The sequence below is a fragment of the Roseateles sp. P5_B10 genome (genome assembly GCF_056400485.1).
Genome location: NZ_JBFULE010000091.1, coordinates 1 through 12970, shown reverse-complemented (window position 1 = coordinate 12970; position 12970 = coordinate 1). Strand labels below are relative to the sequence as shown.

Here is a 12970-nt window from a genome sequence, read left to right as displayed (position 1 = left end):
CTCGCGGGCCTTGCCGGCGGGCTGGCGTTCGCAGGCGRCCGCCGCCTGGCCGTAGCCCTGCATCACGCCCTGGCTGCCGCGGTTGACGCCGGGCATCGCACCCGCGCTCAAGGCCGACGCCTCGCGCATCAGGCAGGCACTGTCCTGCCCGCAGCGTGCCTGCAGCGCCTGCGCCTTGGCCTGCATGGCGCGCCAGTCGGGTGTGGGGGCGGCGGACGCGGCCGTGACGGCGCGCTGGGCGGCTTCAAGCTGGCGGCGGTGATCGTCGGGGTCCAGCGGGTTGTAGGGGATGGGTGTGCCGTCGCTCTGCAGCAGGGCGCTGAACTGCCAGCGCTGGCTCAGCGTCTGCTCGCCGCGGTCCGCGCCGGCCTGCACGGGGCCCTGGCGCAGCAGTTCGACGTCGAGCACGAGGCGGCGCTGCTGAGCGGTTTGCGCTTGCGTGGTGTCGGCCAGCAGGCTGAAGGCGGCGAGGGCGAGCAGCAGCGTCGGGGCGGTGGGATGTGAAGGCATGGGGAAGAACTCCGGCAGGGATGTGGTGGCCGGCATCGTCGGCCGCAGGCGCCAGCGGCGCATCACCCATGGGGAGCCATGCATTTATGACGGTGCCATGGCTCTCACGTGGCTCTTCGCGGGCGATGCGCCAGGAGGGCCTGAAAAACACACTTCGGACCGTCAACAACCCTGCCATCACCGCCATGAAACTGCTCTTGACCCCCCTCTTGCTGGCTTCGGCCGTGCTGACCGCGAATGCGGCGGCCGGTCAGCCTTTCGCCACTTCCGGTGTTCACGCCAGCGCGGGCGGCCAGACCGCCGGCGGTGCCGGCCAGTCGCACGTCAGCAACAGCTTTGCCAACGTAAACGTGCAGGCTTCCGCCGAGGCGTCGCTGAACACGGGCAGCCTGCATGCCCTGGCCTGGTCCAGCAACAACCCGACGCTGCCCAAGGGCTGCCGGCCCGACATGCTGTCGTGCAACTGGGGCACCAGCGCCGACGCCTGGTTCTACGACAAGGTCACGCTGCAGGCCGACGAGAGCCATGACCCGGGCGACCCGGTCAGCTGGAGCTGGTCGGTCGAGGGCGAGACCAAACGCGGCAAATGGTGGAGCGGCTCCTCGGCCACCAGTCGCTTCTATGTCGGGACCAATCCCGAGGGCTGGCGCAACGCCATCACGCTCGACGCCAAGAACAGTTCACGCGAGATCAGCAGCACCTTCCTGGTGCCGGCGCATGGCCAATCGCTGGTGGTCTACATCTATGGCTCGCTGTCCGTGTTCGCCGAAGGCGGCGCGGTGGCGGACTTCTCGCACACCGCCCGCTTCAACTGGGACCTGCCCACGGGCGTCACGGTCACGTCGGCCTCGGGCCATTTCATGACCGCGGCCGTGCCGGAGCCGTCCACCTACGGCCTGATGCTGGCCGGCCTGGCCGTGCTGCCTTGGGCCCGGCGGCGGCTGGCAAGGTGCGGCTGAAGGTCGCCGGTCTTCAGGGCAGCACCTTCACCTTGATATTTCTGAAGTGCACCGTGCTCTCGGGGTCGTGGCCCTGCAGCGCGAAGGTGCCGCTGGCGAGGTAGCGCTGCTCCAAGCCCTTCTTGCGCACGATGGGCGACTCTTCGGTGTAGTCGGCTGTCTTCTCGGCACCGACGAACGTGGTGACGTGCTTGCCCTCGACGCGGATGGTCAGCGTGAACCATTGGCCGTCGGGGGCGATGACCTTGGGGAAGTCCTGCACGCCCCACAGGCCGCCGGTTCGGCTGGGGTCGCTGTGGGAGTTGTTGACCTGCACCTCGTAGCCCAGGCTGGGCCAGCCGACGTCCTGCCACTTGGTGTGGAAATAGACGCCGGAGTTGGCCTTGGCAAAGGTCATCACGTCGGCCTTGAACTCGAAGTTCCTGAAGTCGTGCTGCTGCACGGGGCCGACGTAGAAGAGGTGGGAGCGCGGGCCCTGCACGATGAGGGCACCGTCCTTGACGCTGAAGCTCCCGGGCGCGTCGCTCGCACGCCAGTTCTCCAGCGTCTTGCCGTCGAACAGCAGCTTCCAGCCGGCGGCGGTTTCTTCGGCGCTCAGCGTGTTGATATTCATGTCGGCGGCGTGGGCAGCGGTGGCGACAGCGAGGCTGGCTGCGAGGAGGGTGGTCTTCATATCGGTGTCCTATGAATTGGTGTTCGGGCCGAGCGCTGGGCCGCTCCCGAGCCGGCCCGTTGGGCGATGTGCGGGCCGGTCGAACCGGCACGCATCGCCGTCCCCTCGGGGGCTGAGGCCGGACACATCCCGTCCAGTGGACGGAATGTGCCTGCCGAAGGGCTGCGGCACTGCCGCAGCGCGGTCTGCAAGACCGACTGGGCTTGCCGGCGTGCAGCGCGGCAAGACTGGGCGAGGGGCAGTTTCATCCCACTCCGACGATCTGAAGGACTTTGAGAGGGGGGCCGTCGAAGGTGACGGATGGGACATTGCCGACGAAGCCGAGGTCCTTCGAACCCTCGGGCGTCGTGTAGAAGCCCCCGGCCGTCAGGTCGCGGAAGCGCTTGAAGAAGCGTGCCGCGGCGGCGCGCTCAGGCTTGGCCTTCTGCACCCAGCAGATGTCGTCGGCGATCTGCGATTGCGCGGTGACATCGAGTTCGGCGAAGCGTTTGCCGAAGCGCAAGCGGCTCTCGGCGTCCAGCCAACCCAGGCCCGCGACGATGACGTCCTTGTCCTTGACCTGATCTGGGTAGGGCGCGCTGATCCACTCGTCGATGAAGAGGTGGACCTTGAGCTGCGCGGCGCTGGGTGAGTATTCGTCGGCCGGGATGATGAGGCCACACAGCGCCTGCGCGGCGCGCGCCTGATCAGCCGTGAAGGTCAGCGGCCACAGCTCGCCGCTGCGGTAGGTCCTGGTGAGTTGAGGATCCGTGCCATAGCCCTTGCCTTTGCGCGCAGCGGGCGTAGCGCCGGCCGACACCTCCACGCCCATGGCGGCGCTGGCGGCCAGCATCCATTGCAGGGTCTGTCTGCGGTCCATGCTCAGAGCTCCTTCTTGCGCATGCGCTCGACGATGTGGTCCGCCTGGCGCCAGGCCAGGGCCATGATGGTCAGCGTCGGGTTCTTGTCGGCGTTGGACGCGAAGGGCGCCCCGTCGGACAGAAAGAGGTTGGGCACGTCCCAGGTCTGACCCCAGCTATTCGTGACCGAGTTGCGCGCATCCGCGCCCATGATGGCGCCGCCGACCTCGTGGATGATGGAACCGCCCGGCGCGATGGCCTTGGCCCCGTCCAGTTCCGGCCCGCCGTCCTGCACGCGGCCGCCCATGGCGGTGATGATGTCGGCAAAGGTCCTTTGCATGTGCGCAGCCTGGCGGGTCTCGTGCTCGGCCCACTGCCAGTGAAAGCGCAGCACCGGGATGCCGAAACGGTCCTTCACCGTCGGGTCAATTTCGCACCAGGACTGCTCGTTGGGGATCATCTCCCCGCGGCCGGCGAAGTGGACGAAGGAGCCGTACAGCCGCCTCACGTCCTGCTTGAAGCGCGCGCCATAGCTGCCCTGGGTCAGCCACTCCAGGCCCGCGCCGGTGCCCGAGGTCGGCATGCGCCGGCCTGTGCTGATCTCGATGTGATAGCCGCGCGGAAAGCCCAGCTTCTTGTGCCAGTCGCGGCCCTGCTGCTGGTAAAGCCACCAGGGCGAATAGGCGTGGCCGCCGCCGGCGCCGTCCTCGTTGTGGGGCGGCAAGGCTTCCAGGCCTGGCACCTGGCCCGACAGGTCGCTGCCAACGGTATCCATGATGTAGCGGCCGAGCTTGCCGCTGGCGTTGGCGAGGCCCCCCGGCTTGCTGTTCAGCAGGATGCGCACCGATTCGCAGGCGCTGGCCGCCAGCACGACGGCGCGGGCCTTGGCCTTGATGTGCTTGCCGGTCTTGCGGTCGACAAAGCGCACGCCGCTGGCCTTGCCGCTGGCGGTCGTCACCTCGTAGACCATGGCGTCGCAGAGCACGTCCAGATTGCCGCTGGCCACCGCCGGCGGCAGGTGCACCGCCGGGCTCTGGTAGGTGGCGCCGATGCTGCAGCCGCGCCCGCAGGGCGTGGCCCAGAAGCAGGCGGCGCGGTCGCGCATGGCCTGGGCGACCAAACCTTGAGCGCGCGGGTTGCCGGGATGCAGCAGGGCGGGGATGCGGGCGTCGTCGAGCTTTTTCGTCAGCACCGCGCGGTGGATGGGCACGACGGGCACGCCCAGCGTCGCCGCATGCTTCTTGATGAGGCGCTCGCCCACGCGCATCGCCGGCGCGGGCAGCAGGCAGCCCTCGGGCGAGTCGGGTGTGTTCTCCAGGCCCTCGTTGCTGCCATAGATGCCGACCAGCATCTCGACCTTGTCGTAGTAGGGCGCCAGATCGTCGTATCCGATCGGCCAGTCAAATCCCAGGCCATCACGGCTGTGGGGCTTGAAGTCGTAGGGGCCGTTTCTCAGCGAGATGCGGCCCCAGTGGTTGGTGCGGCCGCCCAACATGCGTGAGCGCCACCAGTCGAAGCGCTGCTGGGGGTCAGTGGAAGCTTGCGTGTAGGGCTCGCCGGGCACCTGCCAGCCGCCGTCCACCGTCGCGTCGTAGAAGCCGAAGGGCTTGTCCGGCGTGCCGGCACCGCGCAGCGGCGCGTCGGCGTTGGTCTGGAACATCGGCGTCTCGGTGCGGAAGTCGTAGTTGCGGCCGGCCTCCAGCATCAGCACCTTCACGCCCTCCAGCGCCAGCGTGTAGGCCGTCTGGCCGCCACCGGCACCCGAGCCGACGACGATGACGTCGTAGTCCCTGGCCAAGCTGCGCGTCGTCACGAAACCCATGCACCTCTCCCGCGGAAGACGGCGCAGTGTGCCACCGGCAGAAAGCGTTTTCAGTGGTTGTTGGGTTGGGCTCGGGGGCTGATCAAGGCAGCGACGGTGACGAGCCCCAGCGCCAGCAGCAGGACCGGCAAGACCTGGCGCGTGACGGGGTCGAACAGCAGGCCGGCCAGGGCCAGCGCGGCGCTGCTGGTCAGCGCATCACAGAGTTGCAGCGCCGAGGTGTTGCTGCCTTGCTGCTCCGGCGGCGACAGCTTGAGCAGCAGCACCGACAGGATGGGGAAGGACAGGCCGATGCCCAGGCCGACGAGCGTCCAGCCCACAAAGACCAGCGCAGAGGGCAGGGCGAACAGCAGCGGCGCGATGACGAGGGTCAGCGCCAGCGCCGTCAATGTGAAACCGCCCGGCAGCAACAGGCGCCTCGATTCGGGCCGCTGCACGCGAGCCTGCAAGGCGCTGCCGATGCTCCAGGTGACCGCGCCGGCGCTCAACGCAATGCCGGCCTGGGTCAGGCTCCAGCCGAAGTGCTGGGTCAGCATCAACGGCAGGAAGGCCTCGGCGCTGGCAAAGGTCGCGGCGATGAGGCCGCGCAGCAGGATGACCGTCGGCAGGCCACGCGCCGCCCTCAGCGTGCCGGCGGGCAGCAGCAGCCGGGCGGCGATGCCGGCGGCCACCAGGCCGGCCGCGAACAGCAGGGCCGAGCTGGCGCCGCTCTGCTGGCTGGCGCTGTGCAGCGTCAGCGCGCCCGCACTGGCCAGCAGGGCCCAGCGCATCGCGCCCCAGCGCAGCTCGTCACCGGTGCCCGAGCCCACCCGCTTGAGGGCCGGCAGGATCATCAACGCCGCCACGGGCACGGCCGCCGCGACGACCAGGAAGACGGATCGCCAGCCGATGAACTGCACGAGGAAGGACGCCAGCGCCGGCCCGACCAGGCCGGGCACGACCCAGGCTCCCGCAAACATGGCGAACATCTTGGGGTGGAGTTGCTGCGGCACGACCTGGCCGACGCCGACATACAGCGTGACGCCCAGCACGCCGCTGCCCAGGCCCTGCAGCGCGCGGCCGAGCACCAGCACGGGCATGGATGGCGCAAAACCCGCCAGCAGCAGGCCAACCAGGAAGGCGGCGAGGCCTGCCAGCGCGGCGCGATAGGGGCCGCGCTTGTCGCAGAGCTGGCCGGCCGCCGTCATGCCCAGCACCGAGGTGGCCAGCGTCGCGCCGAAGGCCAGGGCGTAATAGGGCAGGCCCTGCAGTGCCTCGGCCACGGCCGGCATCGCGGTGGCGACGGCGATGGACTCGAAGGCCAGCATGGAGATCAGCGCGATGGCGCCGATGCAGGCGGCGCTGCGGCCAGGGGCAAAGAGTTTTTCGGACGCGCCGGCCGGCGCGTCGATGGGGTCAGCAAGATTCATGGCGGGGAAGACTAAAAGCTCAAGCCCACTTCAAGTCAAGCAGGGTTTTGGGGGTGGGCGCGACAATCGCGGCATGTCAGTTTCCGTGTTGCACTGTGCCTCGGCCGGCTTCGAGTCGGCCTGCCGCATTCCCGCCCTGCCCGCCTCCCATCGCAGCCATGGCCTGCATGGCCACAGCTATTTCGCCACCGTCCGCACGGCACTGCCCGCGGGCTGGCCTGCTTTTCCGGGGGGTGAGGTCGAGGCGCTGCGTGCGCGCATGACTGAGACCGTGGCGCCGCTGGATCATGCCTTGCTGAACGACCACCTGGCCGAGCCCACCGACGAGAACCTCGCGCGCTGGGTGCGCCAGCGGCTGGACGTGCCCGGCATCGTGCAGGTGGGCGTGCAAAGCACCCAACACAGCGGCGTGGACCTGGACGGCGCCGGCCATGCGCATGTCTGGCGGCGCTACCGCTTCCAGGCCGCCCACCAGCTGCCGAATGTACCGGCTGGCCACCAGTGCGGCCGCATGCATGGCCATGGCTTCGAGGTCATCCTGCATGCCAATGCGGACCTCGGCGAGCGCGATCTGTCCATCGACTACGACCACCTCGACGAGGTCTGGGCGCCACTGCATTTCGCGCTGAACTACCGCTGCCTGAACGACATCGCGGGGCTGCAGAACCCGACCAGCGAGAACATCTCGGCCTGGCTGTGGGACAGGCTGAAGCCCGAACTGCCGGAGCTGAGCTGGGTGACCGTCTACGAGACCGGCTCCAGCGGCGCCAACTTCAACGGCAACAGCTACCGCATCTGGAAGGAGATGACGCTGGACAGCGCCGTTCGCATGAAGCACGCGCCCGTTGGCCATCCGCTGGCCGGCATCCATGGCCACACCTTCACGCTGCGGCTGCACCTGGCTGCGCCGCTGGACCAGGTGATGGGCTGGACGGTGGACTTCGGTGACGTGAAGTCGCTGTTCAACCCCATCTTCAAACGGTTGGACCATCACCCGCTGTTTGAGATTGCCAATCTGCCCGACGGTGACGTGGCCTCGATTGCAGCCTGGGTGCTGCGTGAGGGCGGCGCGGTACTGCCGCAGATCGACCGCGTGGATCTGTACGAGACGCGCGGCTCGGGTGCCATCGTCAGCCGGGCTGACTCCGAAGAATTGATCCCCGTATGACGTATTCGGTCAAAGAGCTGTTCTTCACGCTGCAGGGCGAAGGCGCCCAKGCCGGCCGCGYGKCCGTSTTCTGCCGCTTTGCCGGCTGCAACCTCTGGACCGGCCGCGAGCAGGATCGCGCGACGGCGGTCTGCACTTTCTGCGACACGGATTTCGTGGGCACGGATGGCGAGGGCGGCGGCAAATTCGTGACTGCCGATGCGCTGGCCGATGCGATTGCCAAAGCATGGCCCGGCGGTGGTCGTCCCTACGTCGTCTGTACCGGCGGCGAGCCGCTGCTGCAGTTGGACACGCCGCTCATCGACGCCCTGCACGCCCGCGGCTTCGAGGTCGCTGTCGAGACCAATGGCACGCAACCCGCGCCGCCGGGGCTGGACTGGATCTGCGTCAGCCCCAAGGCCGATGCGCCGCTGGTGCTGACCTCGGGCCACGAGTTGAAGCTTGTCTATCCGCAACCGCTGGCCCAACCGGAGCGGTTTGCGAATCTGGACTTCCAGAACTTCTTCCTGCAGCCCATGGATTCGGTGCTGCAGCGCGAGCACACCAAGGCGGCCGTGGCCTACTGCATGGCCCATCCGCAGTGGCGGCTGTCGGTGCAGATGCACAAGGTCGTCGGCATCGCCTGATCAGCCGCGGCAATAGCCTTCGCCGCTCTTCACGATCAGGCAGTCGTGCTTGTCGGCCAGCCATTTCATGCCCGTCTCGGGGCCGCTGCCGGCGCGGATGGTTTCGAGCACGCCATCACGCGTGAATACGAGCGTGTCGGTGCCGGCCTTGGCGTCGAAGCTGCGTGGACCATCCAGGTTCTGCACCGTGACGCTGTAGGTCCCCGGCCCGCCGGTGATCTCCAGATAGGTGCCTTCGGGGCCGTGCCATCGGCCGACCCAGGGGCTGGACGCCACGGATGCCGAAGCCGCCGATGCTGGCGCCGGTGCTGCCGCGGGGCTGTCGGCCGACCTGCCGCAAGCGCTCAGCGCGGCAACGCCGGCAGCCAGCATGGCAAGAGGGTGGATTCGCATGGCCTTGCGGGATTCAGCGGGGATGGCCAAGTCTGATCGCCTGCGGGGTTCCCTCGTGTCGGAGGACTCCCCGTTTTCAGCAACCGATCTCGACGGCCTGCAAGGTGCGGCCATCGCGCACATCCACGGCTACCGCGAGCCAGCGGCTGGCGTGGCCAGGTTCGGCGGCCTTCACCGGCACGGCCCACTGCGCCGGGCCCTGGCCCTCCCAGACCGGCAGCTTCCCGTATTCCCGCACGACACTGTCGTGGTTGAGCGTCTCGCCGCGGTTCTCGCCGGCGCGCACGCGGCTTTGGTGGCCGTCCTCGACGCGAGCCCACCAGAGCTGGACGTGCGCGGGCGCGCCAGGCAAGGCCTCCGCACTGAGCTTCAGTTCGCCGCTCGCGCTGCGGCTCCAGCCCAACCGTACACGAGCCGGCTCGGCACTCGCCGCGGGCAATGAAGCGCTGCGCCAATCCCGCCCATTGATGACGATTTGCGGTGTGTACGCATAGCGTGAGCCATTAACGCCCACGCCTTGTTTCTGGCGCTCGGTGAAGGCCGGGCTGGAAAACCGATCCGGCCAGCCCAGGCCGTTCCAGTAGTCAACATGAAAGGCTGCCGCGATGACGCCGGGCTGGCCCTTGAGGCCGCTCAGCCAGCGGTCCGCCGGCGGGCAGGAGGAGCAGCCTTCGGATGTGTAGAGCTCGACGATGCGCGGCACCGTCGCGCCGCTTTGCACGGTTGTAGCAGGACAGCTTTGGGCGCCGGCGAGAGGCGTGGCCATGGCGAGGAGCAGGGCAGTCAGCTTCATGGGGCATGAGTCGACCATGATCGACAAACCTGACATGCCAGAACGACAAAGGGAGCCCGCAGGCTCCCTTCTGGGTGATCGACCGAAGCCGGATCAGAAGCGATAACCGATGCCGAACTTGACCGACACCGGGTCCAGCGTCGTCTCGATGGTCTGGCCCGTGGACAGGCTGCCGGTCGTCTTGATGAAGGTCTTGGTGACTGCCAGACTGGCGGACCAGTCCTTGGTGATGTTGAAGGCACCACCGAGTTCCATGGTCGTGCCGAAGCGGCTCTTCATGGACAGCGTCGTCGGGCTGGCGGGCGAGCCACCGGTGAGGCCGGACAGTGCGGCCGTGGCGCGTGGCTTGAAGAAGTAGCCATAGGTGACGCCCGCGCCGACAAAGGGACGGAAGCTGCTGTTGGCGTCGCCGAAGCGGTACTGGGCCAGCAGCGTCATCGGCAGGGACTTGACCGTGCCGAGCTTGCCCGAACCTTCGATGGCGCCAGCACCAACGACGTCGTGCTTGAACGGCAGCGCGATCGGCAGATCGATGCTGATGTTGTCGGTCCAGTAGTAAGTCACGCCGCCGACGAAGGAGCTGGCCTTCTTCACGTCGACCTTGGTGCCCGCCAGGCTGGGCGCGGTCAGATCACCGCTGTCGACATGCGGGTTGATCTGTGCGGCACCGCCATAGACGACGATGCTGCCGGCCGATTGCGCGTGAACGAGGCCGGTGGCGGAGAGCAGGGTGACTGCGAGCAGGGATTTGATGTTCATGAAGTTCTCCTGAAGGGTCACGCGGACTCAGAGCCAGCCTTTGCGAGCCAGTTCCAGGGACACCACCTGCGACAGCAATTGATTCCCGAACGGGGTGGGGTGGACGGAGTCGGCGAACAGGTAGTGACTGACATCGCCGCTGATGACGTTGTTGGCGCTGCAGACCAGCGACGAACCCAAGGGGTTCTTGGCCGCGCTCAGATCACAGGCCGGCGTGGTGACATTGCTCAGGCTGAACTTCGCAGGATCGGCAATCTGGTCACGCACCCCTTGGGCGGCATCAACCCAACCCACGTCAGCGCCGGCCAGGCCGGTCTTGAGTTGGTCGTTGAAGGTATTGACCATCTGCAGGATCAGGCCCTGCGTGGCTGCGGGCAGGCTCTTGGCGAAAGGTGTCAGGCTCACGTCGGGCAGGTTGATGACCACGACGTTCTTGGCACCCTTGCCCACCACCAGCGCCTTGACGTAGCCGGCCAGTTCCGCACCGGCCTTGCCCATCTCGGTCACGCCCTTGGTGGCAGCGGCCGTCGGGTCACCGCCAGCGGCGATGGTGGCCTGCACGGTGGCCAGGTTGATGAACACATCATTGCCACCGGCATAGACGAAGACGAGCTCGGTGCCCTTGAAGCTGCCACCGACTGCCGTCAGGTGGTTCTGCATCTGCGTGACGACGGGCACCGTGAGCTGGCCCAGCACGGCGTTGGAACCACCCAACAGCTTGTTGCCCGGGCCGACCGGGTTGGTCACTCGCGCGCCACCCTGACCGTAGGCGAAACAACCCGCGTTGTTCTTGACGGGCACGCTGAACCCCTGGGAAGCGAGCCCATCCAGGCCTTGCTGGGCCGGGCAGGGCTTGGGCAGGCCGTAAAGCGTGGCAATGCGTTCCACCCAATGCGGGCCAACGCCATTGACGGTGTACTGGCCACCGCCCAGGGCGGCAACAGTACCGACCTTGTAGGTGCCCTGGTCGCTCAGGCTGTCACCGAAGGACACCACACTGGTGGGAGTGAACTTGGGCGTCGTGTCCGCCGAGGCGCCACCGCCTCCGCAGCCCGCCACCAGCAGGCTGCCCAACAGCGCCACCGAGGCGGCGGCGATCCGGGTGAGGAAGGGTTTCATTGTTGTCTCCTAGGCGACACCGCAACATCGCAGTGCATTCAATTCGGGAGCGCAACTCTAGCCGCAGCTTTTTAGAACGGTCGTTCGTTTTTCCCCTCATTCCGCGTAAAGAAACAACGCCGACGGCTTGGGGAAGGCCTGCGCAAGCGCCGCGATCCACAGGGGCTGTACCGCCTTGGGCAAGTCTGTGGATGGTTCTGGCACAACTGGGCAGATATCCACAGGCCGACGACCTTTCGCGAAGTTGTTCCCAATCGAGGGTCAATCCATCAGGCTACGGCGCACAGGCTTGTGCGGCTGCCAAGCGCTTGTGCCCCAAGGACTTTTTGCCCTTGTCCACAGCGCAGGCGGTGCACTACTACGACCACTACCTTTGAAATCTTGAATACTGTTTAGGAATACACGGGACACTTTCGGCGATGCAACGACCCTCACACGCGCTCCCCTGATGGACATTCCGACCCTGCAGCAGCGTCTGCGCCAGTTCGCCAGCGACCGCGACTGGCAGCCCTACCAGACGCCAAAGAACCTCGCGATGGCCATGACGGTGGAGGCCGCCGAGCTGCTGGAAATATTCCAGTGGCTGACTCCCGAGCAATCCCTGAGCCTGAGCGACGACCAGCGCCGCCATCTCGGCGAAGAGCTGTCGGACGTGCTGCTGTACCTCGTGCAGATTGCCGACCATGGCGGCGTGGACCTGGATGCCGCCGTCGAGCGCAAGCTGGCAATGAATGCCCTGAAACACCCGCCCAGGCATCCACCGAAGAAGTCTTGACGAAGATGACGCAAACCATCGCCGTCGTCGACTTCGAAACGACCGGTCTCGGGCCCACCAGCGGCGGCCGTGCCACCGAGATCGCTGCCGTGCTCGTGCGTGGCGGCATGGTCGTCGACGCCTGGAGCAGCCTGATGAACAGCGGCGCCTGGGTGCCGCCCTTTATTCAGTCCCTGACCGGCATCAGCAACGAGATGCTGGCCAACGCGCCGGACTCGCCCACGGTCATGCGCGAGCTGGCCCGTTTCACCCAGGGCTGCCCGCTCGTCGCGCATAACGCTTCTTTCGACCGGGGCTTCTGGCATGCCGAGATGGAGCGCGCCGGCGTGGCGCGCGACCCGGCCCATGAGTTCGCCTGCACCGTGCTGTTGTCGCGCCGGCTCTGGCCCGAGGCCAAGAGCCACGGCCTGGGTGCGATCACGCAGTTCCACGGCATCCGCTTCGACGGCCGTGCCCACCGGGCGATGGCCGATGCTCGCGTGACGGCGGAGTTGTTACTGAAGGTTCAGAACGAGGTCGCGCGACGCTTTGCGTTGGACCTGGGCGACGCCGCTGTGGATCACGCACTGATGCTGGAGTTGCAGCGCACGCCGTTGCGCTGGCTCAGGCGCGGCCTGGTCGACCATGTGAAGGCCTGTCGCGCCAATTCCTTGGCTGCTTGAGCGGATAAAAAATTCTGTCAAGACCCTGCAGCTCATCATCGGGCTAGGACAATCGCGCCCTTTCGTCCCGTGCTATTGCCAAGAGTTCCATGTCCGTGATCCAGGTTCGCCCCGCCACCCTGCGCGATGCCAAGGCCATCGCCGAGATCCATGTCGCTGCCAGCCAGGACGCCTACAAGGCCCTCCTGCCCGCCGCCGCGCTGGATGCGATGTCGGTGCAAAAGCGCCAAGCCTTCTGGCGTGAGGCCATCGACCTCTGCGAGCCGCAGGTCATCGTTGCCCATCTGGACAACAAGATCATGGGTTTCGCCGGCTTCGATCGCTCCCGCGACAAGGGCACGCCCGCCACGACCGGCGAGGTCTGGGCCATGTTTGCCGACCCGGTGCACTGGGACAAGGGCGTCGGCCTGGCGCTGTGGGATGCCACGCGCGACGGCCTGCAGGAAGAAGGCTGCACCAAGGC

Annotated in this window: 15 protein-coding genes; 6 read left to right on the top strand and 9 right to left on the bottom strand. The window is 67.2% G+C overall.

Annotated elements, in window-relative coordinates:
* Positions 1-510: hypothetical protein (locus AC1DU6_RS08855; protein WP_477856764.1), on the bottom strand; the 510-nt coding region annotated here is incomplete at its 3' end.
* Positions 511-695: 185 nt separating this feature from the next.
* On the opposite strand from AC1DU6_RS08855, the gene AC1DU6_RS08850 reads away from it, so the two are divergent.
* A complete protein-coding gene (locus AC1DU6_RS08850) occupies positions 696-1469 on the top strand; it encodes a PEP-CTERM sorting domain-containing protein (protein ID WP_457319760.1) in 774 nt (257 codons plus the stop codon).
* 13 nt (positions 1470-1482) lie between these two features.
* Here the strand turns inward: AC1DU6_RS08850 and AC1DU6_RS08845 are convergent, their stop codons facing one another.
* The 4 genes from AC1DU6_RS08845 to AC1DU6_RS08830 all read right to left on the bottom strand — a co-directional run bounded on the left by AC1DU6_RS08845 (position 1483) and on the right by AC1DU6_RS08830 (position 6212).
* Positions 1483-2142 carry a 3-keto-disaccharide hydrolase gene (locus AC1DU6_RS08845; protein WP_457319758.1) on the bottom strand — a complete coding sequence of 220 codons (660 nt, stop codon included), beginning with the start codon at positions 2140-2142 and terminating at the stop codon, positions 1483-1485.
* A 244-nt stretch (positions 2143-2386) separates the two neighbouring features.
* Positions 2387-3001: a gluconate 2-dehydrogenase subunit 3 family protein gene (locus AC1DU6_RS08840; protein ID WP_457319756.1), complete on the bottom strand. Its 615-nt coding sequence runs from the start codon at positions 2999-3001 to the stop codon at positions 2387-2389.
* A gap of 2 nt (positions 3002-3003) precedes the next feature.
* Positions 3004-4803 (bottom strand): GMC family oxidoreductase, encoded by a 1800-nt coding sequence (locus tag AC1DU6_RS08835; RefSeq protein ID WP_477856761.1) that lies wholly within the window; start codon positions 4801-4803, stop codon positions 3004-3006.
* A gap of 50 nt (positions 4804-4853) precedes the next feature.
* Complete coding sequence (locus AC1DU6_RS08830; RefSeq protein ID WP_457324096.1) at positions 4854-6212, bottom strand: MFS transporter; 1359 nt, start codon at positions 6210-6212, stop codon at positions 4854-4856.
* A gap of 73 nt (positions 6213-6285) precedes the next feature.
* Here AC1DU6_RS08830 and AC1DU6_RS08825 point away from each other — a divergent pair, with 73 nt between their 5' ends.
* A complete protein-coding gene (locus AC1DU6_RS08825; RefSeq protein WP_056191037.1) occupies positions 6286-7380 on the top strand; it encodes a 6-carboxytetrahydropterin synthase in 1095 nt (364 codons plus the stop codon).
* A complete protein-coding gene (gene queE / locus AC1DU6_RS08820) occupies positions 7377-8006 on the top strand; it encodes a 7-carboxy-7-deazaguanine synthase (RefSeq protein WP_477856758.1) in 630 nt (209 codons plus the stop codon). Before AC1DU6_RS08825 ends, queE begins: the two co-directional genes overlap by 4 nt.
* On the opposite strand, the gene AC1DU6_RS08815 is transcribed toward queE, so the two are convergent.
* From AC1DU6_RS08815 to AC1DU6_RS08800, 4 genes are all read right to left on the bottom strand, one after another.
* Positions 8007-8399 carry a hypothetical protein gene (locus AC1DU6_RS08815; RefSeq protein WP_457324094.1) on the bottom strand — a complete coding sequence of 131 codons (393 nt, stop codon included), beginning with the start codon at positions 8397-8399 and terminating at the stop codon, positions 8007-8009.
* A gap of 76 nt (positions 8400-8475) precedes the next feature.
* Positions 8476-9192, bottom strand: coding sequence for a DUF1223 domain-containing protein (locus AC1DU6_RS08810; protein ID WP_457324093.1), 717 nt, complete (start codon positions 9190-9192; stop codon positions 8476-8478).
* 93 nt (positions 9193-9285) lie between these two features.
* Positions 9286-9951: an OmpW/AlkL family protein gene (locus AC1DU6_RS08805; RefSeq protein ID WP_056191029.1), complete on the bottom strand. Its 666-nt coding sequence runs from the start codon at positions 9949-9951 to the stop codon at positions 9286-9288.
* A 27-nt stretch (positions 9952-9978) separates the two neighbouring features.
* The gene (locus AC1DU6_RS08800; protein ID WP_056191027.1) at positions 9979-11070 is read right to left on the bottom strand and encodes an SGNH/GDSL hydrolase family protein; all 1092 of its coding nucleotides are present in this window, start codon (positions 11068-11070) and stop codon (positions 9979-9981) included.
* A 448-nt stretch (positions 11071-11518) separates the two neighbouring features.
* Between AC1DU6_RS08800 and AC1DU6_RS08795 the strand changes: the two genes are divergently transcribed.
* From AC1DU6_RS08795 to AC1DU6_RS08785, 3 genes are all read left to right on the top strand, one after another.
* A complete protein-coding gene (locus AC1DU6_RS08795; RefSeq protein WP_056191025.1) occupies positions 11519-11845 on the top strand; it encodes a nucleotide pyrophosphohydrolase in 327 nt (108 codons plus the stop codon).
* Positions 11846-11850: 5 nt separating this feature from the next.
* On the top strand, positions 11851-12507 hold the full coding sequence (locus AC1DU6_RS08790; protein WP_056191023.1) for a 3'-5' exonuclease: 657 nt from the start codon (positions 11851-11853) through the stop codon (positions 12505-12507).
* 89 nt (positions 12508-12596) lie between these two features.
* Positions 12597-12970: N-acetyltransferase family protein (locus AC1DU6_RS08785; RefSeq protein WP_477856755.1), on the top strand; the 374-nt coding region annotated here is incomplete at its 3' end.

Excerpts from the sequence above, each read along its gene's own strand:
- AC1DU6_RS08850 (WP_457319760.1), top strand. The coding sequence starts at position 696 with ATGAAACTGCTCTTGACCCCCCTCTTGCTGGCTTCGGCCGTGCTGACC.
- AC1DU6_RS08845 (WP_457319758.1), bottom strand. The coding sequence starts at position 2,142 with ATGAAGACCACCCTCCTCGCAGCCAGCCTCGCTGTCGCCACCGCTGCC.
- AC1DU6_RS08840 (WP_457319756.1), bottom strand. The coding sequence starts at position 3,001 with ATGGACCGCAGACAGACCCTGCAATGGATGCTGGCCGCCAGCGCCGCC.
- AC1DU6_RS08835 (WP_477856761.1), bottom strand. The coding sequence starts at position 4,803 with ATGGGTTTCGTGACGACGCGCAGCTTGGCCAGGGACTACGACGTCATC.
- AC1DU6_RS08830 (WP_457324096.1), bottom strand. The coding sequence starts at position 6,212 with ATGAATCTTGCTGACCCCATCGACGCGCCGGCCGGCGCGTCCGAAAAA.
- AC1DU6_RS08825 (WP_056191037.1), top strand. The coding sequence starts at position 6,286 with ATGTCAGTTTCCGTGTTGCACTGTGCCTCGGCCGGCTTCGAGTCGGCC.
- AC1DU6_RS08815 (WP_457324094.1), bottom strand. The coding sequence starts at position 8,399 with ATGCGAATCCACCCTCTTGCCATGCTGGCTGCCGGCGTTGCCGCGCTG.
- AC1DU6_RS08810 (WP_457324093.1), bottom strand. The coding sequence starts at position 9,192 with ATGAAGCTGACTGCCCTGCTCCTCGCCATGGCCACGCCTCTCGCCGGC.
- AC1DU6_RS08805 (WP_056191029.1), bottom strand. The coding sequence starts at position 9,951 with ATGAACATCAAATCCCTGCTCGCAGTCACCCTGCTCTCCGCCACCGGC.
- AC1DU6_RS08800 (WP_056191027.1), bottom strand. The coding sequence starts at position 11,070 with ATGAAACCCTTCCTCACCCGGATCGCCGCCGCCTCGGTGGCGCTGTTG.
- AC1DU6_RS08795 (WP_056191025.1), top strand. The coding sequence starts at position 11,519 with ATGGACATTCCGACCCTGCAGCAGCGTCTGCGCCAGTTCGCCAGCGAC.
- AC1DU6_RS08790 (WP_056191023.1), top strand. The coding sequence starts at position 11,851 with ATGACGCAAACCATCGCCGTCGTCGACTTCGAAACGACCGGTCTCGGG.